The 21,480-nt window shown below is 67.5% G+C and carries 21 protein-coding genes, 1 tRNA gene and 1 pseudogene; 10 read left to right on the top strand and 13 right to left on the bottom strand.

Annotated features, from left to right (window positions below):
• Positions 1-2: 2 nt before the first annotated feature.
• On the top strand, positions 3-932 hold the full coding sequence (gene epsC, locus GNT67_RS00200; protein WP_159627468.1) for a serine O-acetyltransferase EpsC: 930 nt from the start codon (positions 3-5) through the stop codon (positions 930-932).
• Here the strand turns inward: epsC and GNT67_RS00195 are convergent.
• From GNT67_RS00195 to GNT67_RS00165, 7 genes and pseudogenes are all read right to left on the bottom strand, one after another.
• Positions 929-1,660 (bottom strand): ABC transporter ATP-binding protein, encoded by a 732-nt coding sequence (locus GNT67_RS00195; protein ID WP_159627466.1) that lies wholly within the window; start codon positions 1,658-1,660, stop codon positions 929-931. The genes epsC and GNT67_RS00195 overlap by 4 nt on opposite strands.
• A pseudogene (locus GNT67_RS00190) lies at positions 1,657-2,007 on the bottom strand (ABC transporter permease); the annotation flags it as partial. The gene GNT67_RS00195 and the pseudogene GNT67_RS00190, both read right to left, overlap by 4 nt.
• A 7-nt stretch (positions 2,008-2,014) precedes the next feature.
• The gene (locus tag GNT67_RS00185; protein ID WP_159627464.1) at positions 2,015-3,406 is read right to left on the bottom strand and encodes an LLM class flavin-dependent oxidoreductase; all 1,392 of its coding nucleotides are present in this window, start codon (positions 3,404-3,406) and stop codon (positions 2,015-2,017) included.
• Positions 3,406-4,251, bottom strand: coding sequence for a MetQ/NlpA family ABC transporter substrate-binding protein (locus tag GNT67_RS00180; RefSeq protein WP_159627462.1), 846 nt, complete (start codon positions 4,249-4,251; stop codon positions 3,406-3,408). Before GNT67_RS00180 ends, GNT67_RS00185 begins: the two co-directional genes overlap by 1 nt.
• Before the next feature lie 39 nt (positions 4,252-4,290).
• Positions 4,291-4,953 (bottom strand): methionine ABC transporter permease, encoded by a 663-nt coding sequence (locus GNT67_RS00175; RefSeq protein WP_159627460.1) that lies wholly within the window; start codon positions 4,951-4,953, stop codon positions 4,291-4,293.
• Entirely contained in the window at positions 4,946-5,740 is a 795-nt protein-coding gene (locus GNT67_RS00170) for a methionine ABC transporter ATP-binding protein (RefSeq protein WP_159627458.1), read from the bottom strand. The genes GNT67_RS00175 and GNT67_RS00170 overlap by 8 nt, the downstream gene beginning before the upstream one ends.
• Positions 5,741-5,751: 11 nt before the next feature.
• Positions 5,752-6,966 (bottom strand): acyl-CoA dehydrogenase family protein, encoded by a 1,215-nt coding sequence (locus GNT67_RS00165; RefSeq protein WP_159627456.1) that lies wholly within the window; start codon positions 6,964-6,966, stop codon positions 5,752-5,754.
• Between the two features lie 194 nt (positions 6,967-7,160).
• On the opposite strand from GNT67_RS00165, the gene ssuE reads away from it, so the two are divergent.
• Genes ssuE through GNT67_RS00150 form a run of 3 tightly spaced genes read left to right on the top strand, consistent with a single transcriptional unit; the run spans position 7,161 to position 9,613 of the window.
• A complete protein-coding gene (ssuE, locus tag GNT67_RS00160) occupies positions 7,161-7,712 on the top strand; it encodes an NADPH-dependent FMN reductase (RefSeq protein ID WP_159627454.1) in 552 nt (183 codons plus the stop codon).
• A 17-nt stretch (positions 7,713-7,729) separates the two neighbouring features.
• Complete coding sequence (gene ssuD, locus GNT67_RS00155) at positions 7,730-8,881, top strand: FMNH2-dependent alkanesulfonate monooxygenase (RefSeq protein ID WP_159627452.1); 1,152 nt, start codon at positions 7,730-7,732, stop codon at positions 8,879-8,881.
• A gap of 36 nt (positions 8,882-8,917) precedes the next feature.
• On the top strand, positions 8,918-9,613 hold the full coding sequence (locus GNT67_RS00150; protein WP_159627450.1) for an alpha/beta fold hydrolase: 696 nt from the start codon (positions 8,918-8,920) through the stop codon (positions 9,611-9,613).
• A 17-nt stretch (positions 9,614-9,630) separates the two neighbouring features.
• Here the strand turns inward: GNT67_RS00150 and uvsE are convergent, their stop codons facing one another.
• The 4 genes from uvsE to GNT67_RS00130 form a co-directional block, all read right to left on the bottom strand.
• Positions 9,631-10,539 (bottom strand): UV DNA damage repair endonuclease UvsE, encoded by a 909-nt coding sequence (gene uvsE / locus GNT67_RS00145; RefSeq protein WP_159627448.1) that lies wholly within the window; start codon positions 10,537-10,539, stop codon positions 9,631-9,633.
• 150 nt (positions 10,540-10,689) lie between these two features.
• Entirely contained in the window at positions 10,690-11,574 is an 885-nt protein-coding gene (locus GNT67_RS00140) for a CAP domain-containing protein (protein WP_159627446.1), read from the bottom strand.
• Between the two features lie 135 nt (positions 11,575-11,709).
• Entirely contained in the window at positions 11,710-12,294 is a 585-nt protein-coding gene (locus GNT67_RS00135; RefSeq protein ID WP_159627444.1) for a lipocalin family protein, read from the bottom strand.
• Between the two features lie 103 nt (positions 12,295-12,397).
• Positions 12,398-14,326, bottom strand: a complete 1,929-nt coding sequence (locus tag GNT67_RS00130) for a tetratricopeptide repeat protein (protein ID WP_159627442.1) — start codon at positions 14,324-14,326, stop codon at positions 12,398-12,400.
• A 172-nt stretch (positions 14,327-14,498) separates the two neighbouring features.
• On the opposite strand from GNT67_RS00130, the gene GNT67_RS00125 reads away from it, so the two are divergent.
• Positions 14,499-15,374: a class I SAM-dependent methyltransferase gene (locus GNT67_RS00125; RefSeq protein WP_159627440.1), complete on the top strand. Its 876-nt coding sequence runs from the start codon at positions 14,499-14,501 to the stop codon at positions 15,372-15,374.
• Between the two features lie 184 nt (positions 15,375-15,558).
• Here GNT67_RS00125 and GNT67_RS00120 read toward each other — a convergent pair whose 3' ends face one another.
• Both GNT67_RS00120 and GNT67_RS00115 read right to left on the bottom strand, forming a co-directional pair.
• Positions 15,559-15,906, bottom strand: a complete 348-nt coding sequence (locus GNT67_RS00120) for a zinc ribbon domain-containing protein YjdM (protein ID WP_159627438.1) — start codon at positions 15,904-15,906, stop codon at positions 15,559-15,561.
• A gap of 52 nt (positions 15,907-15,958) precedes the next feature.
• Positions 15,959-16,034 (bottom strand) — tRNA-Phe (locus GNT67_RS00115).
• Positions 16,035-16,457: 423 nt separating this feature from the next.
• Between GNT67_RS00115 and GNT67_RS00110 the strand changes: the two genes are divergently transcribed.
• From GNT67_RS00110 to GNT67_RS00090, 5 genes are all read left to right on the top strand, one after another.
• On the top strand, positions 16,458-17,690 hold the full coding sequence (locus tag GNT67_RS00110; RefSeq protein WP_159627436.1) for an FAD-dependent monooxygenase: 1,233 nt from the start codon (positions 16,458-16,460) through the stop codon (positions 17,688-17,690).
• Positions 17,691-17,706: 16 nt separating this feature from the next.
• Positions 17,707-18,441, top strand: coding sequence for a DsbC family protein (locus GNT67_RS00105; protein WP_159627434.1), 735 nt, complete (start codon positions 17,707-17,709; stop codon positions 18,439-18,441).
• A gap of 51 nt (positions 18,442-18,492) precedes the next feature.
• On the top strand, positions 18,493-18,954 hold the full coding sequence (locus tag GNT67_RS00100) for a (2Fe-2S)-binding protein (protein WP_159627432.1): 462 nt from the start codon (positions 18,493-18,495) through the stop codon (positions 18,952-18,954).
• Between the two features lie 4 nt (positions 18,955-18,958).
• Positions 18,959-19,543 carry a nucleotidyltransferase family protein gene (locus tag GNT67_RS00095; RefSeq protein WP_159627430.1) on the top strand — a complete coding sequence of 195 codons (585 nt, stop codon included), beginning with the start codon at positions 18,959-18,961 and terminating at the stop codon, positions 19,541-19,543.
• A 102-nt stretch (positions 19,544-19,645) separates the two neighbouring features.
• On the top strand, positions 19,646-21,475 hold the full coding sequence (locus GNT67_RS00090; RefSeq protein ID WP_159627428.1) for a M61 family metallopeptidase: 1,830 nt from the start codon (positions 19,646-19,648) through the stop codon (positions 21,473-21,475).
• Positions 21,476-21,480: the final 5 nt, after the last annotated feature.

Genomic DNA, 21,480 nt, shown 5'->3' with positions numbered 1-21,480 from the left:
AAATGAACAGCGAATTTCCCCATCACGGCGGCTCGGTGCAGTGGCACCTCGGGCCCGTCATCGACGCATTGCGCACCTCGCGCGAATCGACCCACAATATCCGGCACCAGGGCAGGGTGCGTGAGCTGCCGTCGCGCGACGTCGTGCGCCAGATCGTGGACGGCATCTCGGCCGCCCTGTTTCCGACGCATTACGGCCGCCCCGACCTGAACGCCGAGAGCATCGACTACTATGTCGCCGACACGCTCAACGTGGCGCTCGACCGCCTGGCCGAACAGGTGCGGCGCGCGCTGCGCTTCTCGCCTGATTTTTCCGCCGACGACGACCAGACCGACGACGCCGTGCTGGCCGAGCGCGCGCGCGCCATCACGCGCGAATTCGCGGCCGGCCTGCCGGGCGTGCGTGCGCTGCTGGTGTCCGACGTGCAGGCCGCGCTGGCGGGCGACCCGGCCGCTACCTCGGTGGCCGAGATCATGCTGTGCTATCCCGGCACCATCGCCATCCTCTACCACCGCATTGCCCACTGCTTCAATCGCCTGGGCGTGCCGTTCCTGGCGCGGGTCGCGGCCGACATCGGCCACTCGCTCACCGGGATCGACATCCACCCGGGCGCGCAGATTGGCGGCAGCTTCTTCATCGACCATGGCACCGGCGTCGTCATCGGCGAAACCGCGATCCTGGGCGAGCGCGTGCGCCTGTACCAGGCGGTTACCCTGGGCGCCAAGCGCTTCCCGGTCGACGACAGCGGCGCCCTGGTCAAGGGCACGCCACGCCATCCGATCGTCGAGGACGACGTCGTCATCTACGCCGGCGCCACCATCCTGGGCCGCATCACCATCGGCGCCGGCTCGACCATCGGCGGCAATGTCTGGCTGACCCAGAGCGTCCCGCCGGGCAGCAATGTGTCGCAGGCGCAGATGCGCAATACTTAAATGGCGTGCACCGCGTGCAGGCTGTCGAGGATCGCCGGTTTCAACGGCGACAGCGCCAGCCTGCCGCGTTCGCGCGGCCACGGCGCATCGTTCGTGAACTCGGCGCGCACCGGCCCGGGCACGCCATCCATCAGCACCACCCGGTCGCTCAGATAGATCGCCTCGTCGATATCGTGCGTTACCAGCAGCACGGTCAGGCCGCGCTGGCGCGCCGCATCGGCCAGCAGGTCTTGCAGGCGCATGCGGGTAAACGCGTCGACCGCCGAAAACGGTTCGTCCAGCAGCAGCACATGCGGTTCAAGGTACAAGCCGCGCGCGATCGCCGCGCGCTGGGCCTGGCCGCCGGACAGCTGCTTGGGCAGCGCATCGCCATAGCCCTGCAGGCCGACTTCTTCCAGCAGGGCGTTGGCCCGCTCCAGGTTTGGCCGGTGATGGCCACCGAAGACGACGTTCTGCGCCACGGTCAGCCAGGGAAACAGGCGCGGCGCCTGGAACACCAGGCCGACGTCGGCATCCGGCCCGGTCAACGGGCGGCCATCGAGGCGCACCGCGCCGCGGTAATCGCGGTCCAGTCCTGCCACGATCGACAGCAAGGTGCTCTTGCCGCAGCCGCTGGCGCCGACCAGGCTGACGATCTCGCCCTGGTCCACCTTCAGGTGCAGGCCGCGCAGCACGCTGCGCGCGCCATGGCATTTTTCAATGATGGCGATGTCGAGGAAGGCGCTCATCGGTTCTCCTTGTCCACATAGCTGTCGCGCCAGGCCAGCCAGCGCCGTTCGAGGACCTGCATCGCGCTGTCGCTGGCCTTGCCCAGCAGGGCCAGCAGCACAATGGCCGCCAGCATGATGTCGGCGCGGCTCGATTCGCGGCCGTCGGTCAGCAGGTAGCCCAGGCCGCGGCTGGCGGCGATCAGTTCGGCCGCCACCATGAACATCCAGGCCAGACTGAGGCCGTTGCGCAGGCCGGTCAATACTGCGGGCAGGGCCGCCGGCAGCAAGACCCGGCGCGCCAGCGCCAGCGGAGGCAAGCGATACAACAGGCCGACTTCGGTCAGGCCGCGGTCGGCGCCGCGGATGGGTGAATCAGGCTGCCTGGATAGCGGGCAGGGGAGATGCGATCTCGATCTGGCTGCCGGGATGGCCTGGCGCCAGCCGTGGGCCTCGTCCCAGCAGCTGTTCGCGCAGGGTGCCGCCGCCAGGCATTGTTTCATAGCGGCCGCGCCGCGCCAGCTCGGGCACGATGTGCTCGACCACCAGGCCCATGTCTTCCAGCGGTAGGGCGAAAGCCAGGTTGAAGCCATCGGCGCCGGTCGCGTCGATCCACGACTCGAGTTCGTCGGCGACCTGGCGCGGGTCGCCGACGATGACCGGGCCGCGCCCGCCCAGGCCAATGAATTCGGCCGCCTCGCGCACTGTCCAGTCGCGGTCCGGATCGGCGGCGCTGAGCGAGGCCAGGGCCGAGCGGCCGGCGTCGGTGTCGATGTACTCGATGGTGTCGTCCAGATGGTGGCGCGCGAAGTCGACCCCGGTCCAGCCGGACAGCAGGGTCAGTGCGGCCTCGATGTCGATGTGGCGCCGGTAGTCTTCCAGCCTGGCCTGGGCCTCGGCCGCGGTCGCGCCGGTGACGATGAGGGCCTGGGCATACACCAGCAGGGCATCCGGAACGCGGCCCTCGGCGCGGGTGGCGGCACGCACGGCATCGACCCCGCATTTGACGACCTGCTTGCTCGGACCGCTGATGAAGGTTGCTTCGGCATGGCTCGCGGCAAAGCGCGCGCCGCGCGGCGAGGCGCCGGCCTGGTACAGGAAGGGCGTGCGTTGCGGCGACGGCTCGCACAGGTGAAAGCCCGGCACGTCATAGTAGCGGCCCTGGTGCCGGATCGGATGCACGCGCGCTGGGTCGGCATGGATGCCGCTCTCCTTGTCGCGCCGCAGCGCGCCATCTTCCCAGCTGCGCTCCCACAGCTTGTAGACGACCTCCATGTATTCGTCGGCCAGGTCGTAGCGTTCGTCGTGGCCGGGCTGGCGGCCCAGGCCCAGGTTGCGCGCGGCGCTGTCGAGGTAGCCGGTGACGATGTTCCAGCCAACCCGGCCGCCGCTCAGGTGGTCGAGCGTCGAGATGCGGCGCGCGAAGGTGTACGGGTGTTCGTAGGTCAGGGCGGCGGTGACGCCGATGCCCAGGCGCGTGGTGGCGTGGGCGATCAGGGGCACCAGGGCCAGCGGATCGTTCAGCGGCACCTGCACGCCGTGGCGCAGCGCGGCGTCCGGGCCCTTGCGGTAGACGTCGTACACGCCCAACACATCGGCCAGGAAAATGGCGTCGAAGCCGCCGCGTTCCAGCGTCTGCGCCAGCTCGACCCAGTAGCCGAGCGTCAGGTAACGCTCGCTGTTGGCGCGTGGATGCCGCCACAGCCCCGGCGACTGGTGGCTGGGGGTGTTCATCTGGAAGGCGTTGAAGCGGATGCGGCGCGCCATCACCTGGCTCCGGCCGTCGGCGTTTGCAGTGCCAGCTGGTAGTCGGTCTTGGCGTAGTCGGCGAAGTGCCTGTTGGTGACGTCGAGGAAGGCGCGCGAGCGGTAGGCGGCGGCCAGGTCGCGCGCGAACGGCTTGTCGCGGTCGGCGCTTCTCACCGCCACCAGGTTGGCATAGGCCGGCGAAATCTTTTCGGTGCGCAGCGCGTCGCGCAGCTTCAGGCCCGAGGCCAGCGCATAGTTACCGTTGACGAAAGCGTAGTCGGCGTCCTGCAGGGCGCGCGGCAGCTGGGCCGCCTCCAGTGGCAGCAGCCTGATGCCTTTCAGGTTGGCGGCGACGTCGCGCTCGGAGGCGCGGATCGGATCGACGCCGGGACGCAGCCTGATCCACCCCAGCCGGTCGAGCATGACCAGCGCGCGCGCCTGGTTGGTCGGGTCGTTCGGCAAGGCCACGCTGCTGCCGTTCTTGACCGCGTCGAGGCTCTTGTGGCGCCGGCTGTAGATCGCGATGGGCGCGGTCGGCACCTTCACCAGCTCGGCGATGGCCAGTTTGTGCTGGGCTGCGAAACGCCGCAAGTAGGTCGCGTGCTGGAATACGTTGGCGTCGAGCGCGCCTTCGGCCAGCGCGAAGTTGGGCTGGATATAGTCGTTGAACTCGACGATGCGCACCTTGTAGCCCTGTTGCTCGAGGATGGGCTTGATGCCCAGCTTGACCTGGTCGGCGTAGGGGCCGGCGCTGGTGCCGATCACGATTTCCTTCGGGTCCCTGGCCTGGGCATCGGTGGCGACGGCGAGGGCGATCGCCAGCACCAGGGGACTGGCGAGCAGGAAGCGGCGGGACAGGCTCATGATGGTTCCTTTTATTGTTTGATTTCGCTACTTAGCGGCTCAGCGCTTGTCGAGGCGGCGCGCGATGCGTCCGCCGCCGAACTGGATCAGCTGCACCATGGCGATCAGGATCGCCACCGTGATCGCCATGACGTCGGTCTCGAAGCGGTAGTAGCCGTAGCGGATGGCCAGGTCGCCAATGCCGCCGCCGCCGACCACGCCGGCCACCGCCGAATAGGACAGGAAGCTGATCGCCAGCACGGTCAGCGCCAGCACCAGGCCGGATCGCGCTTCCAGCAGCAGCACCCGGGTGACAATCTGCAGGCGGGTAGCGCCCATCGCCTCGGCCGCCTCGATCACGCCGCGCGGCACCTCGTGCAGCTGTTGCTCGACCAGGCGTGCAAAATACGGGATGGCGGCGATCGACAGCGGCACGCTGGCCGCCAGCGGGCCGATCGAGGTGCCGGCGACGATGCGCGTCAAGGGCACCAGCGCCACCATCAGGATGATGAAGGGGAAGGAGCGCACCGTGTTCACCAGCCAGCCCAGCGCCTGGCCGATGCGGTGGCCGCGGCCTGGTTCGCCCGCGCCGTTCAGGAACAGGGCCACGCCGAGCGGGCCGCCGAGCAGTACCGCGGCGGTCAGGCCGATGCCCAGCATCAGCACGGTTTCGCCAAAGGCGCGCCACAATTCGGGCGCGACGATCAGGAATTTTTCAAGCATGCAGGGCTCCCGGCCGCGTCTCGGCGCTGTAGTACAGCAGTTCGCGTCCCAGCGACGTCGTGCGCGGCGCGCTATGGTCGAGCAGGTCGAACAGTTCGGCGATGCGGCCATCTTCGACCACCGCCGCGCGCCCGCACAGGCTGCCCAGCGCCTGCAGTTCATGGCTGACGATGACAACCGTCACGCCAAGGCGCGCATTGATGTCGCGTAGCGTATCGAGCACGCTGCGGGTGGTGTCCGGGTCGAGCGCCGACGTCGGTTCGTCGCATAGCAGCACGGTGGGATAGCTGGCCAGCGCGCGCGCGATCGCCACCCGCTGCTTCTGGCCGCCCGACAGGCGCGACGGATAGCTGCCGGCCTTGTCGACCAGGCCGACCAGCTCCAGGCATTCGGCCACGCGCGCCTTGAGGCGCGGCGCGTTCATGGCGCCGTGGATGCGCAAGGGGAAGGCCACGTTTTCGAACACGGTGGCGTTGGCGAGCAGGTTGAAGTGCTGGTAGATCATACCGATGCGGCGGCGCGCTTCGCGCAGCGCGCGCGGGCTGAGCGAGGTCAGCTCCTGGCCGGAGACGGTAACGCTGCCGCTGTCGGGCTTTTCCAGCAGGTTCATCATGCGCAGAAGGGTCGACTTGCCGGCGCCGCTGCGGCCGACCAGGCCGAAGATCTCGCCCGGCAGGATGTCGAGCGAGATGTCGCGCACGGCGTCGAAGCGGCCGCCTTCGGGCAAATCAAAAGCCTTGCTGGCGCGCTCGATGCGGATCACCGGTGCGGGAGTCGGCGTCGTCATGGCGGCCTCGCTCACGAATAGGGTGTCGGATCGGGCACGCGGCCGCTGAGCGCATAGCGCCCGAGGTCGCGCAGCTTGTAGTCGACCGGGTCGTGCAGGGTATGCACGCGGGCATTGCGCCAGAAGCGGTCGAAGCCGAAGCGCGCCGAGGTGGCGCGGGCGCCGAGCAGCTCGAACATCTGGTTGCTGATCTCGATCGCGGCGCGGTGCGCCAGCACCTTGGCCTCGGCCACCGCGATCGCGACGGCGCCGCGTTCGCGCTCGTTCACGGCCTCGCCCCGGCGCAGCGCGGCGTCGAGCTGGCGCGCCGCCTCGTCGGCCAGCAGCACGGCCGGCCGCACGGTCAGCCACAGCTGGCCGTAGCGGTGCTGGGTGAAGGGATCGTCCACGGCGTCGTCGACGCCCGCCGCGAACCAGGGCCGCGCCTGTTCCAGGGTGTAGTCGCGCGCGGCCTCGAACGCGCCTTGCGCGATGCCGAGGTACAGATTGGTCATGACCAGCTGGGCGACCTGGGAGCGCAAGGTGGAGCGCGCGCTCGGGGCCTGGCCCGGGGCTTGCAGCACCAGTGCGGTGGGCAGGTAGACCTTATCGAAATGGACGTTGCCGCTATCGGTCTGGCGCTGGCCGAAGGCGTCCCAGTCGGCCTCCACGTGCACGCCGGCCTGCTCGGTCGGCACCACGGCGATCAATGCGGCATCGGCCTCCTTGTCCCAGGCCGACACCGTCAGCCAGTCCGAGCCCACCGAGCCCGATGAAAAACTCTTGACGCCGTCGAGGATGTAGCCGGCCGGCGAGGCGCTGGCGCGGGTGCGCTTGTCGAGCGGGTTCAGGGCGTTCCCCCAGAACAGCTTCTGGCGCACGGTGGCGGTGAGCAGGCTGCGCTGCTGCAGCTCGCTGCCATACAACTGTATGCCGGCCAGTTGCAGGTGGTGAAAGCCAAACAGGTGGGCCAGCGCGCTGTCGGCCTTGGCCAGGATGCGCACGGCCGCCATCACGGTGGCCCAGTCGGCGCCCTGGCCGCCGAATTCGGCGGGGATCGAGAGCGTGAGCAGGCCGGACGCGCGGATCAGTTCACGCTCGTGCTTGGGGTGGCCGCCGGCGCGGTCGCGCTCGACCGCGGTGGCCGCCAGGCGCTCGGCCAGGTTGGCGGCGATGGCCAGCGGATCCGGCACCGGTGCCGGGGCGTAGGCGTCTTGTGGACGCAGTTGTTGCAGGATGGAAGACATGGATGGACGCTGCCGATCTTGGATGAGATGCCATCTTGCTCCCGCAGGCGGCGCCGCGTGAACGAAGAAATCCGGTCATGAATATGCGCGAAAAGTTAAAACGGCGAACGCATATCGATGGGCGAAACGATTCGTTGGGAAGCCCGGGCGCGCGCATTACGCTGTGGCGATCGTCGTCAACACTGAAATGCACCATGAGCGTCATCTTGCTGGGCGGTAGCCCGTCGTCGCAGTCGTCCTGCAGCCGCCTGCTGCACCATGTCGGCGAAAAACTCGCCATCCACGGCTGGCGCACGACGCGCATCGAGGTGCGCGAGCTGCCTGGCCCGGCCCTGCTGCGCATGGATGTCAACGACCCCGAGCTGGCCCGTGCGCTGGCGCTGGTGGCCCAGGCCGACGCGCTGGTGGTGGCCACGCCGATCTACAAGGCGGCCTACACCGGCATGCTCAAGCTGTTCCTCGACCTGCTGCCGCAGGATGGCTTGCGCGGCAAGGTCGTGCTGCCGCTGGCGACCGGCGGCAGCCAGTCGCACCTGCTGGCGCTCGACTATGCATTGCGGCCGGTGCTCGCTTCGATGTCGGCGCGCGCGATCCTGTCGAGCGTCTATGCGACGTCCGAGCAGATCGCCTGGGACAGCGAACGCGGCACCCGCCTGGCGGCGCCGATCGCCGAGCGCGTGGCCGAAGGCATCGAACAGCTCGACGACGAACTCCAGGCGCGCGTACGCACCGCCGCCGCCGCTTGATCCACCGAGGAGTCACCGTGTCATCCCCGAATATCTTCTGGTTCATCCCCACCCATGGCGACAGCCGCTACCTCGGCACCAGCAAGGGTGCGCGCGCGGTCGACGCCGATTACCTGAAACAGGTCGCGGTCGCCGCCGGTACCCTCGGCTACGACGGCGTGCTGCTGCCCACCGGGCGCTCCTGCGAGGACGCCTGGATCGTCGCTTCGTCGCTGATTCACGCCACCACCAGGCTCAAGTTCCTGGTCGCGATCCGGCCCGGCCTGTCGACGCCGGGGCTGGCGGTGCGCATGGCGTCCACCTTCGATCGCCTGTCGAACGGGCGCCTGTTGATCAATGTCGTCACCGGCGGCGACCAGGGCGAGCTCGAAGCCGACGGCCTGTTCGCCGACCATGCGAAGCGCTACGAGATCTCGAGCGAGTTTTTCAAGGTCTGGCGCGCCAGCATGGCGGGAGAAGGCGGCGCGGCGGGCTACGATTTCGAGGGAAAGCACATCCAGGTCAAGGGCGCCAAGACCTTGTATCCGGCCGTGCAGAAACCGTATCCGCCGCTGTACTTCGGCGGCTCGTCGGAGCCGGCGCACGAGCTGGCGGCCGAACAGATGGACGTCTACCTGACCTGGGGCGAGCCGCCATCGGCGGTGGCCGAGAAGCTGGCCGACATCCGCGCGCGCGCCGCCCGGCATGGACGTACCCTCAAGTTCGGCATCCGCCTGCATGTGATCGTGCGCGAGACCAATGAAGAAGCCTGGCGCGCGGCCGACCAGTTGATCAGTCACCTGGACGACGACACGATCGCCAAGGCGCAGGCCGCGTTCGCGAAGATGGATTCGGTCGGCCAGCGCCGCATGGCGGCCCTGCATGGCGGGCGCCGCGACCAGCTCGAGATCGCGCCCAATCTGTGGGCCGGCGTGGGCCTGGTGCGCGGCGGCGCGGGCACGGCGCTGGTGGGCGATCCCGAAACTGTGGCGGCGCGCATGCGCGAGTATGCACAGCTGGGCATCGAGACCTTCATCCTGTCGGGATATCCGCACCTGGAAGAGTCGTACCGTTTCGCCGAGCTGGTGTTCCCGCTGCTGGGCAAAGGAAAGGCCCAGGGCGAGCAGTCGATCACCGGCCCGTTCGGTGAGATCATGGCCAGCGACATCCTGCCCAAGAAGGCGGCCTGACCTGCTTCATGCGCGCGCCTTTGCTATGATGGCGCGATGACGATCCTGCTGGTTCCCGGTTATATGCTCGATGCGACGCTATGGGACGATATGCGCGAGCGGCTGGCCCCATTCGGGCCGCTGGCGCATGCCGACCTGCGTCACGATTCCACCATCGAAGACCTGGCGCGCCGCGCGCTGGCCGATGCGCCGCCGTCCTTCATCCTGGTCGGCTTTTCGATGGGCGGTTATGTGGCGCGCGAGATGGTGCGCCAGGCGCCCGAACGGGTGCGCGCGCTGGTATTGATCGCGACCTCGACCCGCCCCGATTCCGACGCTGTCCGCCAGGGCAAGCGCGCGGTGGCGAAGGCGGCGCCGTCGGTGTCGTTCGCCGGTTTGAGCCGCACCGCGATCGCCAGTTCGCTGCATGCGCGCGAACGCGGCAACGAGACCCTGATCGAGCGCGTGCGCATGATGGGCGTGCGCCTTGGCGGCATGGCGTTTCGCAACCAGTCGATGGTCGAGCGGCCGGGCGACCTGCACCTGCTCGATGCGATCCGCTGTCCGACGCTGGTGGTCGCGGCGGGGCACGATCGCCTGCGCGGTCTTGATGAAGCACAGGAGCTGCATGCGGGGATCGCGGGCGCGCAGTTCGCCGTGATCGAAGACAGCGGGCATATGATTCCGCTCGAGGCGCCCGCTGCGCTATGCGACGTGGTCGTGCCCTGGATCGCGCGCTTGAGCGATACCTGAGATGCCTGACGCCTGAATCAGGCCGGCGCCAGCGCGAAGCGCGTGCACCAGCCATCCAGGCCGCGGATCGCTTCTTCCTTGAGCTTGGCCTCGATCTCGATATATGGCGCCTCGAGATAGGACGAGGGCATGGTCGCGATCAGGTCTGAATGCTGGCGGTCGTTGAAGCCTTCGCGGCCATTCGAGATGTGCACCAGTTGCTGCGCCGGATCGGGCCAGGTGGCGCGTGCCTTGGCCACCATCGCGGCCACGCTCGGGTGCTCGTAGCTGTCCAGTTTTTCGTGCACGATGTGGTGGTGGGCGTCGAATACCATCGGCACGCCGGCGCGCACGCAGACCGCGTGGATCTCGTCGGCGCTGTAGGCGTACTCGTCGTTCTCCAGGCCGATGCGGCAGCGGATCGCGTCCGGCAGTTCGGCGATGCGCGCGACCAGCTTGTCTTCGCGGTCGGCCTTGCCGCCATGGATTTCCAGCAGCGCCCACGGCGAGCGGGGTTGGTCCAGCAAATCCATGATGTCGGCGTGCATCTGCAAGATCTTGACGCTATTGGCGACCACGTCGTCCGAATCCGAACTGAGCACCACGAACTGATCGGGATGCATCACCAGGCGGATGCCGCGCTCGATCGCGCGCCGGCCCGAGCGGCCCAGGGTTTCCTTGAACTGTTGCAGGATGTCCAGGCCGGATGGCGTGTCGGCAAACGGAAAGATCGAGGACGGCATGCGGTACAGGGCGATGCCTTCGCGCTCGCAGTAGCGCAGGGCGTTGTCCAGGGTCTGGATATTGTCGCGGTAAATGTCTTCGAGCACGCGCCGCTGGCCATCCTCGGCATGCTCGAGCAGGCGCTTGCGCGTGAGCGCGCGGTAGCGCACGTCCTTGGACACGGTAATGCAGACGAGGCCGAGTCGTGGTTGGGACTGGATCATGGGGCTGGGCCGGCACAGCGCGGCGGGAGGTTGATGTTGAAAGGCAGTCTATCCGAAGCAGCTTTTGCGGGAGGCACGCCACGCGCGCAATCCGGGACGAAAGCGGGGCAGGCTTGGCGGCCGCCATGTCGGCGGATGCGCTTGGCCCGCCTAATGCGGCGTGCCGAAGACCTGGGTCCAGTAGATGATGCCGGCCTGCCGTTGCGGGGTGACGCCGTAGGCGGCGCCCATCTCGGTGAAGTCGCGGTTCATGATGTTGGCGCAGTGGCCGGGGCTGTCGAGCCAGCCCTCGACGGCCTCGCGCGGCGAGCGCTGGCCGAAGGCGATGTTTTCGCCGACCCGGCGCCAGGTATAGCCGGCGCGCAGCGCGCGCTCGGCGGCCTGGCTGCCGTCCCGGGCGTGGTGGCTGAAGTAGCGGCGCGTCGCCATGTCCTGGCTATGGGCCAGCGCGGCGTTGCCCAGCGCGGGATTCCAGGCCAGGGGCGGGGCCGCCTTGAAGGACTGGTCGCCGCAGGCCCGGGCGCTGGCGCGCGCCTGGTTGACTTCATCCAGGATTTCGCGGCCGGCCTCGCGCCAGTCGGGATAGGTCATGGATGGCAGCGGTGGGGCCGGACGTGCCAGTACGACGGTCCAGGTCGTCCCTTCGCGATAGCTGCCCACCGCCGAGAAACGATCGCTCAGCAATACCTTGCAGTAGGTCCGCGCCAGCACGGTCATGGCGGCCTGGGCATCTTCGGGACCGGTGACATGGACCGCCTGCGCCTCCTCGACGGCATAGCCGGCGCGCTCCAGGGCGGACTCGATGAAGGTGCCGGCGCCGATGCGCAGCCCGGCCAGGGCCGGCTGCTGGGTGAGCGCGACGACGGGCGCCGCGGGACTGCCGTCGCAGGCGCCGGGCGCGGCACGGTAGGCGTTGACGGACGCCGCCAGCGGATCGGCGTTGCTGGCGGGAGCGGGCAGGGCCTGGACATTGGGCGCCAGCAGGCTGGATACCACGACGGCGGTGCCGGCGTACAGGTTTGGCAATGTGAACATTCTTCTAAAAAGCAAAATCGCCAACGGGGCGTTGGCGTGACGACTGCGTCATGCTGTTGTTGAAGATGGGGACGGCGGCAGGGATTTCCAGGCGTGATGAAGCCGTGCACGATGGCGGCATCGGCGCCTGGCTTTTTATGGCGCCGGCTGTTGCAGTTGCGTTTGTGGGGTGCGTACCAGCTTGGAAACATCCAGCCCCTGGGCCGTCAGGCGCGTGAGCAGGGCGTCGTAGTCGGCGGGGGCGACCTGGGGTGTGCGCGACAGGATCCACAAGTATTCGCGCTTGGGCTCGCTCACGGCGGACAGCTGGTATTTTTCGTCGAGGTCGATTACCCAGTAGTCGCCCCACACCATCGGAACGAAGGACAGGAATGCCGGTGCGAAGCGCACCTTGAGCTTGGGCGAGGTCGCGCCGCCGAGCTGGCGGGCGACGCCATCGGCCACGTCGGAGCTGCCATCGGCGGTACGGCAGCGGTTGACCACCTGCACCCGTCCATCCTCGCCCACGTTATAGGTGGCGGTAGTATCGCCGACGCACTTTTTTTGGAAATCGTTGGGGAATTTCGCGATCTCGTACCAGACGCCCATATAGCGTGGCACCACGAGCGTATCGATCGGCTGCAGCGGACGGGCGGCGCTCGCTGCCAGCGCCGGGACGGCGCACAGGCCGGACAGGACCAGGACGGCGCACGACGCGAAGAACGAAGGCTTGGCGATCATCGGAACCTCTAATGGATATGTGGGCTCCTAGCTTAAATGACAACTGGCTTGCTGTGTCGCCTGATTTGCGTGCACAGCGCATGGTTGAGCCGGAGATTGCCTGTCAGAGTGCCGACAGGGCTGGGCCCTCCGATTTGCCCAGCCAGGTGGTCGCAAATTGCTTCTGCACTGCAGCAAGTGCGGCTTCGTCACCGCGCTGGCGATACACCTCCATCAAGCCTCGCAGCGCCCAGCCATTGCTTGGAGTGCGTGCCAGTGAATCGCGGAATACTTTTTCTGCGGCATCTGGCTGCCCACTACGCAAGAGCGCCACGCCGAGTGACTGGCGCACCGGGTAGTACCAGTAGGGCGGTTCCATATAGGGCAGTGCATCCTGCACCGCGATCGCATTGCGGTAGGCGCCGATCGCGCGCGGCAAATCGCCCCGCGCATCGGCGATCCGGGCCTGCGCCACTGAGCGGGCCGTCTGGACAATGTCTTTGCCGGGAATATTCCAGTCATTCACGGCCTTGAAATCCCCGCTTTTTTCGATCTTGTCGAGCGCCGCGACCTCGCGCGTGGCCGCATCGAAGTCGCCCTTGCGCGCGTGGCCGACAGCGCGGGCGTAGTGCCACATCGCCTGCACCAGCACGAACTCGGGCCCGGGATCCGGCAGGGCGAGCAGGGTATCCGCATCGCTGAACTGGACATGCGCGAAATAGGGCGCCGACTTGACCGGCTGCAGCGCGCCAATGGCTTTTAACAGCTCGGGCGTGATCACTTTGTCGAGCTTGCCCGCAGCTTCGAGCGCCGTACGACCGTCGCCACCCATCAGGGCCGACACCATCACGAAATGGATATTGTGCGGGTAATAGGCGCCCCGGTAGACGGGATCGCTGGCCGCTCCGGCGAAGTAGCGCTCGTCGGTGGCCACCGCCAGGACGTTCGAGCGCAGCGCTTCGCGGTACATGCCCAGGCGGTAATAGATGTGCGAGGGCATGTGGACAATGTGCCCGGCGCCCGGGATCTGGCTGGCCAGCACGCGGGCGGCAGGCAGGGCTTTCTCTGGCCGGGTCGAGGCTTCCATCGCATGGATGTAATAGTGGGCGGCTCCGGCATGGGTCGGGTTGCGCGCCAGAACCTTTTCGAGCGCCGCGACCAGCTCGGCAGTGCGGTTCTTGGGCTGGGCGCCGCCGGCCGCCCAGTAATCCCAGGGCGACAAGTCCATCAGCGATTCGGCGAACAGCACCTGGATGGTGTCATGGGTCGGGAAGCTGCGCGCGGCCTCGGCCATGGCATCGGCATAGGCCTTGTCGAGCGCGGCCCGGTCGGCGCCGGGATCGGCGCTGTAGCGCCGTGCCACGGCGCGGATCACGGCCTGCTCTTCGGGCCGGGTGCGCGGCGCCAGGCGGCTGGCCTCGGCCGCGGCGGCCACTGCCGGTGCGACGGCCTCGGGAAACATGGGGGCATTGATGTTGGGGCCCAGCACCAGCGCCTCGCCCCAGTAGCACATGGCGCAGTTGGGGTCGGCGTCTTGCGCGGCGCGGAAGGCGCGCGCCGCCTCGGCATGGTTGAACGCGAAGGTCAGGCGGATGCCCTGGTCGAAATAGGCCTGGGCGCGCTTGCTGGTGGTGGTGACCGGCACGTGCAGCTTGCCGAGATTGTCGTACAGGGGCGGCGGGGCGGCCTTGCCCGGCCTGGCGGCAACTTTGTCGCCGGCCGTGGCCGTGGCCGGGGCCTGCTGGCCGGGTGCGAAGGGGCGGGTTTCAGGCTGGGGTTGGGCCTGGCCGCGGGCCTGGGCCTGGGATTGGACCTGCGCCTGGGCCTGGGCCCGCACCAGATGGGCCAGCAGCGGCGGTGCGCCCGCGCGTGCCGGCGCACAACTGGCGCCGTTGGTGCCAGCGAACAATGGATCGAAATCGGTATAGGCCGTGCCGCGGCCCGACCAGAGCGACGGCATGGCGGCCAGCGCCACTGCGCCGATGACGCCAATGGCAAGAATGAGCAATGCGGCAACGGCAGCAACGCCACGTGGGACAAGAAGGCGTATCATTGACGGGCTCCTCACAGAGTCGACGCAGCAAGTGGTGCCTGCTTTGTCATTGGAGTTTAGTCGGCCGGTCGAATTCCCGCTACTGGATTGAGGAGGCACAAGGTGCAGTGGCGAACCGGAAGGCGGCATGGCCAGTCATATTGAAAACATCTCTGTTCCAGGAGGTTCGATCATGACCAATCCAGTCCAACCCACCTCATCGACACCGGCTGGCCCCGCCACCCCCGGGCCCGACCTCGCCGCTATCAAGCAGCGCCAGCAGGCCACCTGGGCCAGCGGCGATTTCGCTGTCGTCGGCGTTACCCTGCAGATCGTCGGCGAGCTACTCGCCGAGGCCACCGACGTGCGCGCCGGCGAGCGCGTCATCGACATTGCCGCCGGCAATGGCAACGCCACGCTGGCCGCGGCGCGCCGCTTCGCCCGCGTCACCTCCACCGACTACGTGCCGGCACTGCTCGAGAAAGGCAGGGCACGCGCCGCCGCCGAAGGCCTGGCGATCGATTTCCGCGAGGCCGACGCCGAGGCGCTGCCTTTCCCGGACGCCAGTTTCGATGTCGCCCTGTCCACCTTTGGCGTCATGTTCGCGCCCGACCAGGCGCGCGCCGCCGCCGAGATACGGCGCGTGGTGCGGCCCGGCGGACGCATCGGCATGGCCAACTGGACGCCCGAGGGTTTCATCGGCCAATTGTTCAAGGCGGTCGGCAAGCACATGCCGCCGCCGGCCGGGCTGGTGTCGCCGCTATTGTGGGGGAACGAAGACCATGTGCGCCAGTTGTTCAGCGCCGATGCGCTCCAGGCGCGCATCACGCGCAAGATGTTCAACTTCCGCTATGCGTCGCCCACGCACTGGGTGCATGTCTTCCGCGATTACTACGGCCCGCTGAACCGGGCGTTCGCGGCCCTGACGCCAAGCGCGGCCGACGCGCTGGAACAAGATTTGCTGGCCCTGATCGACCGCTTTAATACGGCCGGGCCCGACTCGATGGTGGCGCCGGCCGAATACCTCGAGATCGTGCTCACCCGCGAGGCGGCGGGCGCCTTGCACTAGGCCCCGGCGTACGCCACACGGCAAAAGGCGGAGGGCAAACGGCGGAAGGTAAACGGCGGACGGCGCATGACCAATGGCGGGTGGCGCATATGGTTGGCGCAAGGCGCATGGTGGCGCCAGTGGACGGAGCCTGTTGCAGCGCAGCTTGGCTAGGCTTGCGCAGGGATAGTGCGCAAGAAGGTATTTACACCTTGCGCACGAACTCCGTCTTCAGGCTCATGGCGCCGAAGCCGTCGATCTTGCAGTCGATGTCGTGGTCGGCATCGACCAGGCGGATATTCTTGACCTTGGTGCCCTGCTTGATCACGCCGCCCGAACCCTTGGGTTTCAGGTCCTTGATCACGGTGACGGTGTCGCCATCCTGGAGGATATTGCCTGAAGCATCTTTGTAGACGCGCACGCCGTCGCTGGCGGCGGCGTCTGCGGCCTGGACTGGCCACTCATGGGCGCATTCCGGGCAAACATACTGGCCAGCGCCGTCTTCGTAGGTGTAGGCCGATTGGCATTGGGGGCAGGGGGGAAGTGTGTGCATGGCTGGCCTCGGAATGCAAAAACGCCACCCGAAGGTGGCGTTTTCTGAATCTTGGTGGCCCGGGGCGGAATCGAACCACCGACACAAGGATTTTCAATCCTCTGCTCTACCAACTGAGCTACCAGGCCAAGAGAGGCATGATTATAGCCAGCGATTTTCGGTTGCGCAAGTACTAGTTGCTGCAATGTTGATGCAATTGTTAGGGTAGGGTGGACGGCTACGCCGTCCACGCGTTCAGCCAACGCACGCACGCCAACGCACGCACGCCAGCTAACGCACGCGTTGCTAACGCCCCCATTGTTGCAACGCGTTTGTGATATGGGCATGCGCTATGATTGCGCGTCCTCGATCTGGACGCGTGGACGGCAGAGCCGTCCACCCTACGTCACGGTGCCGGCGACGCATGCAGGGGTTGAACGCGTGAACGGCAGAGCCGTCCACCATATGTAGTCGGCAGCGCCGATTTCCCAGCCTATCGCGCCAGCGACAGCGCAACGCGACGACAGACGACACGATCCGGTGCGGCATTGGCATATCGCTATAATGCCCCCATGACCACGCTCACGACCTCCACCACCCGGACCGATGTCTGCATCGTCGGCAATGGCGCCATCGCCAAGACCACCGCCCTCGGCTTTGCCCAGGCCGGGCATCGCGTGACCCTGCTGGCGCCACCCGCGCGTCCGGGCAGCGAGGCGCAGCCTGCCTCAACGGCCTCGGCCGCGGAGCGTCCGTGGGACGTGCGTGTCTATGCGCTCAACCACACCGCCCACGACCTGCTGGCCTCGCTCAAGGTATGGGGCGCCCTCGACCTGGCGCGGGTGGCCGCGGTCGATGCGATGGATGTGCATGGCGATGGCCAGAATGGCGGCAACCTCGGGTTCGACGCGTTCGGGGCCCGGGTCGGCACCCTGGCCTGGATCGTCGAAGACCACAACCTTAACCAGGCGCTCGATGCCGCCCTCAAGTTCGCCCACAACGTGCAGCGGATCGAAGGCCGCGCCTGCGAGCTGAGCTGCAGCGACGAAGGCGCCGCGTTGCGCCTGGACGATGGCCGCCGCATCGAATGCGCGCTGCTGGTCGGGGCCGACGGCCGCGAATCCTGGGTGCGCGGGCAATGCGATATCGGCGTGGACTACCGCATGTACCACCAGCGCGCCATCGTCACCAATTTCGCCTGCGACAAGCCACACCACGGCGTGGCCCACCAGTGGTTCACCTGCGCCGACGGCATCATCGCGCTGCTGCCGCTGCCGGGCAACCGCGTTTCGCTGGTGTGGTCGGCGCCCGAGACCCTGGCCGATACCCTGATGGACGAGTCGCTGGGCGAACTGGCGATCCGGCTCGGCGAGTATGCCGACGACAAGCTGGGCGCCCTGCGCCCGTTGCAGCCCGAGACGGTGGCCGCAGTGCCGCTGGCGCTGGTCAAGCCGCATGCGATCGTCGCGCCGCGGGTGGCGCTGGTGGGCGACGCCGCCCACGCCGTGCATCCGCTGGCTGGCCATGGCATGAACCTGGGCTTCGGCGACGTGGTCGACCTGCTGGCCACCGTGCGCGAGCGCGAGGAGCGGCGCGCCATCGGCGACGAGCGGGTGCTGGCGCGCTACGCGCGCAAGCGCAAGGAAGAGGTAGTCATGATGCAACTCGCCACCGACGGCCTGGAGCGCCTGTTCGGCGCCAACCTGGAACCGCTGCGCGTGGTGCGCAATATCGGGCTCAACTTGCTTGATAAAATGCCGGCAGTGAAGCGGCGCCTGATGGCGCATGCAATGGGCAAGTCATAATCTGAGGAATTCAAGCATGGTCAAAATGAAGCTCGCCGTATTGCTGGCGACCGCACTGCTCGCGTCGTGCGTCGATGCGCAGAACACGGTCGAAGCCAGCATCAAGAAGGCGCTCGAGCCGCACCTGGGCGGCGCCAAGATCGAGTCGGTCAAAGAGACGCCGTATGGCGGCCTGTATGAAGTGCGGGTCGCGGGCGACATCCTGTATACCGACAAGAAGGGCGAGTTTCTGGTGATCGGCCAGGTATACGACGTCAAGAGTTCGCGCAACCTCACGCGCGAACGCCTGGATGACATCAACAAGATCAAGTTCAGCGACCTGCCGCTCGAGATGGCGCTCAAGCAGGTCAAGGGCAACGGCAAGCGCGTGATCGCGGTGTTCGAAGACCCGAACTGCGGTTACTGCAAGCGCCTGCGCCAGACCACGCTCAAGGACATCGACAACGTCACCATCTACACCTTCCTGTACAACATCCTGTCCGAGGATTCGTTCACGAAATCGAAGAATATCTGGTGCGCGCCGAACCGCAACAAGGCCTGGGATGACTGGATGATCAGCGGTAAAGTGCCGCCGGCGACCCCGGCTGCCTGCGAATCGCCGAACGACAAGGTGCTGGCGCTCGGCCAGAAGCTGCGCATCACCGGCACCCCGGCCATCTTCTTCGCCGACGGCACCCGCATCCCGGGCGCGATCGACCTGAAGGCGCTCGAGGCCAAGTTCGATGCGCTGGAAGCCAAGCCGGCAAAATAAGCCGGTCGCCAGCGGCCGATCACGGTTGTCGTCCAGCCAGGGAGTGCGTTCATGCTGACCTTGAACATCAACGGAAGAGACCTGCAGCTCGATGCCGATCCCGCCACGCCCGTGCTGTGGGCGCTGCGCGACAACCTCGATCTCACCGGCACCAAGTTCGGCTGCGGCGCCGCCTTGTGCGGCGCCTGCACCGTGCACCTGGACGGCGCGCCGATCCGCGCCTGCGTCACCCCGATCGCGGCGGTCGTGGGCCAGCGCATCACCACCATCGAAGCGATGGAATCCGACCCGGTCGGCAAGGCCGTCCAGGACGCCTGGGTGCGCCACGACGTGCCCCAGTGCGGCTATTGCCAGAGCGGCCAGGTGATGAGCGCCGTCGCCCTGCTGCGCGCCAACCGGCATCCGGACGATGCCGCCATCGATAACGCCATGAGCGGCAACCTGTGCCGCTGCGGCACCTACCAGCGGATCCGCGCGGCCATCAAGGATGCCGCCGTGGCGCTGCAAGCATGAGCCGATGGCGCTGACTGGCATCCTGTTGGCCGCGGGCCGCGGCCGCCGCTTCGATCCCTCGGGGGAGCGCAACAAGCTGTTGCAACGCCTGCCCGGCGGCGAGCCGGTGCTCGGCGCCAGTGCGCGCACCTTGCTGGCCGTATGCGCGCGCGTGGTGGCGGTGGTGGCGCCGAACGATGGCGGGGCAGGCGAGCTGCTGCGCCAGCTCGGCTGCGAAGTCACGGTCTGCCCTGACGCCGACGGCGGCATGGGTCTCTCGCTGGCGCATGCGATCGGCTACTCGCTGCACGACCAGCCGCCCGGGCAGGGGTGGCTGGTGGCGCTGGGCGACATGCCTTTCGTCGCCCCATCCACCCTGCGCGCACTCGGCGCGGCGATCGACGACGGCGCCGCCATCGCCGCGCCGCTATTCGAGGGCCGGCGCGGCAACCCGGTCGCCTTCGGCGCCGCGCACCGCGATGCCCTGCTGGCGCTGGAGGGCGACCAGGGCGCGCGGGGCCTGCTGGCAAGCTGCCCGGTGACCACGATCGCCGTGCTTGACTGCGGCATCCTGCGCGACATCGATTCCCCAGTTGACCTGCCTGGATAGGCTGCGCGCCAGGCATCCACCACGCATGGCGGAAGTTTTGCCTGGCCCGATCGATTACACTATGCCCATTCGGCGCGTCCCGAGAGACCCTACAAAAAGATCATGAAAAAGCCATCGCAGAAGAAGCAGAGCGCAATCGACTACACCATCGTTCCCAAGGACCTGGCCGGTCACCTGTTCAATGTGACCGTCACGGTCGCCAATCCCGATCCCGACGGCCAGGTGTTCGCGCTGCCGGCCTGGATCCCGGGCAGCTACATGATCCGCGAGTTCGCGCGCAATATCGTGCGCATCCGCGCCGAGAGCGGCGAAGGGGAGGCGAGGGTCGTCGCGCTCACCAAGCTCGATAAACACGCGTGGCGCGCGGCGCCGACCGCCGGACCCTTGACCCTGCACTACGAAGTCTATGCCTGGGACCTGTCGGTGCGCGCCGCCCACCTCGACCAGACCCATGGTTTCTTCAATGGCACCAGCGTATTCCTGCGCGTGCTGGGACAAGAAACGCTGGCGCACCGGGTCGATATCCAGCGCCCGCTCGACCCGTCGGCCAAGACCTGGCGCGTGGCCACCGCGATGCCCGAAGCTGGCGCCAGGCGCTATGGCTTCGGCGTCTACGCCGCCGCCAACTACGATGAACTGATCGACCATCCGGTCGAGATGGGCGACTTCGAGCTGGCCACCTTCGAGGCCCACGGCGTGGCGCACGATATCGTGATCACCGGCCGCGTGCCCAACCTCGACATGGCGCGCCTGCAGGCCGACCTGAAGGCGATCTGCGAAACCCAGATCGCCTTCTTCGAACCGGAGACCAGGCGCGCCCCGCTCGGACGCTACGTGTTCATGACCATGGCGGTGGGCGATGGCTATGGCGGCCTCGAACACCGCGCCTCGACCGCCCTGATCTGCGCCCGCGCCGACCTGCCGAGCCTGGCCACGCCCAAGGCGGCCGAGCCAAGTGAAGGCTACCTGCGCTTCCTGGGCCTGTGCAGCCACGAGTATTTCCACACCTGGAACGTCAAGCGCATCAAGCCGGCCGTATTCGCCCCCTACGACCTGCAGGCCGAGAACTACACGCCGCTCCTGTGGCTGTTCGAAGGCTTCACCAGCTACTACGACGACCTGATGCTGGTGCGCGCCGGGATCATCGGCGAAGCCACGTATTTGAAATTGCAGGCCAAGACCATCGGCGGCGTGCTGCGCGGCAGCGGACGCCTCAAGCAAAGCGTGGCCGATTCGAGCTTCGACGCCTGGAGCAAGTACTACCGCCAGGACGAGAACTCGCCCAATGCGATCATCAGCTACTACACCAAGGGTTCGCTGATCGCGCTGGCCTTCGACCTCACCATCCGCGCCAGGACCAATGGCGCCCGGTCGCTGGACGACATCATGCTGGCGCTGTGGGAACGCTATGGCCGCGACTTCTACAACGGCGCCGGCCGTGGCGTGACCGAGCAAGAGGTCGAGGCGCTGTTCGACGAAGTCAGCGGCCTCAAACTCAAATCGATGTTCGAACGCTATGTGCGCGGCACTGACGACCTGCCCCTGGCCAAGCTGTATGCGCCGCTGGGCGTGAAACTGAGCGACGAGCGCAAGGGCGGCAAGGTGTCGCTCGACGCCGGCATCGGCCGCGACCCGCTCGGCGCCAAGCTGACCCAGGTCCACGAGGGTGGCGCCGCCCACCAGGCCGGCCTGTCGGCGCTCGACGTCGTGATCGCGATCGACGGCCTGCGCGTGAACGGCAATCCGCCCAACGTCGACACCCTGCTGGCGCGCTACCGCGTCGGCGACCGCGTGACCGTGCACGCCTTCCGGCGCGACGAGCTGATGGCCTTCGACGTCACGCTGCAGGCCGACCGCGTGCCGTGCATCGCCCTGTCGCAGGCGGTGGCGGGGCGCAAATCGGCGGCGATCAAGCGGCCCAGCGCGGTGTAATTCCA

The organism is Massilia puerhi, from assembly GCF_009861485.1.
The sequence above is the reverse complement of the archived record's forward strand: the minus strand, read 5'-3'. Positions and strand labels throughout refer to the sequence as shown.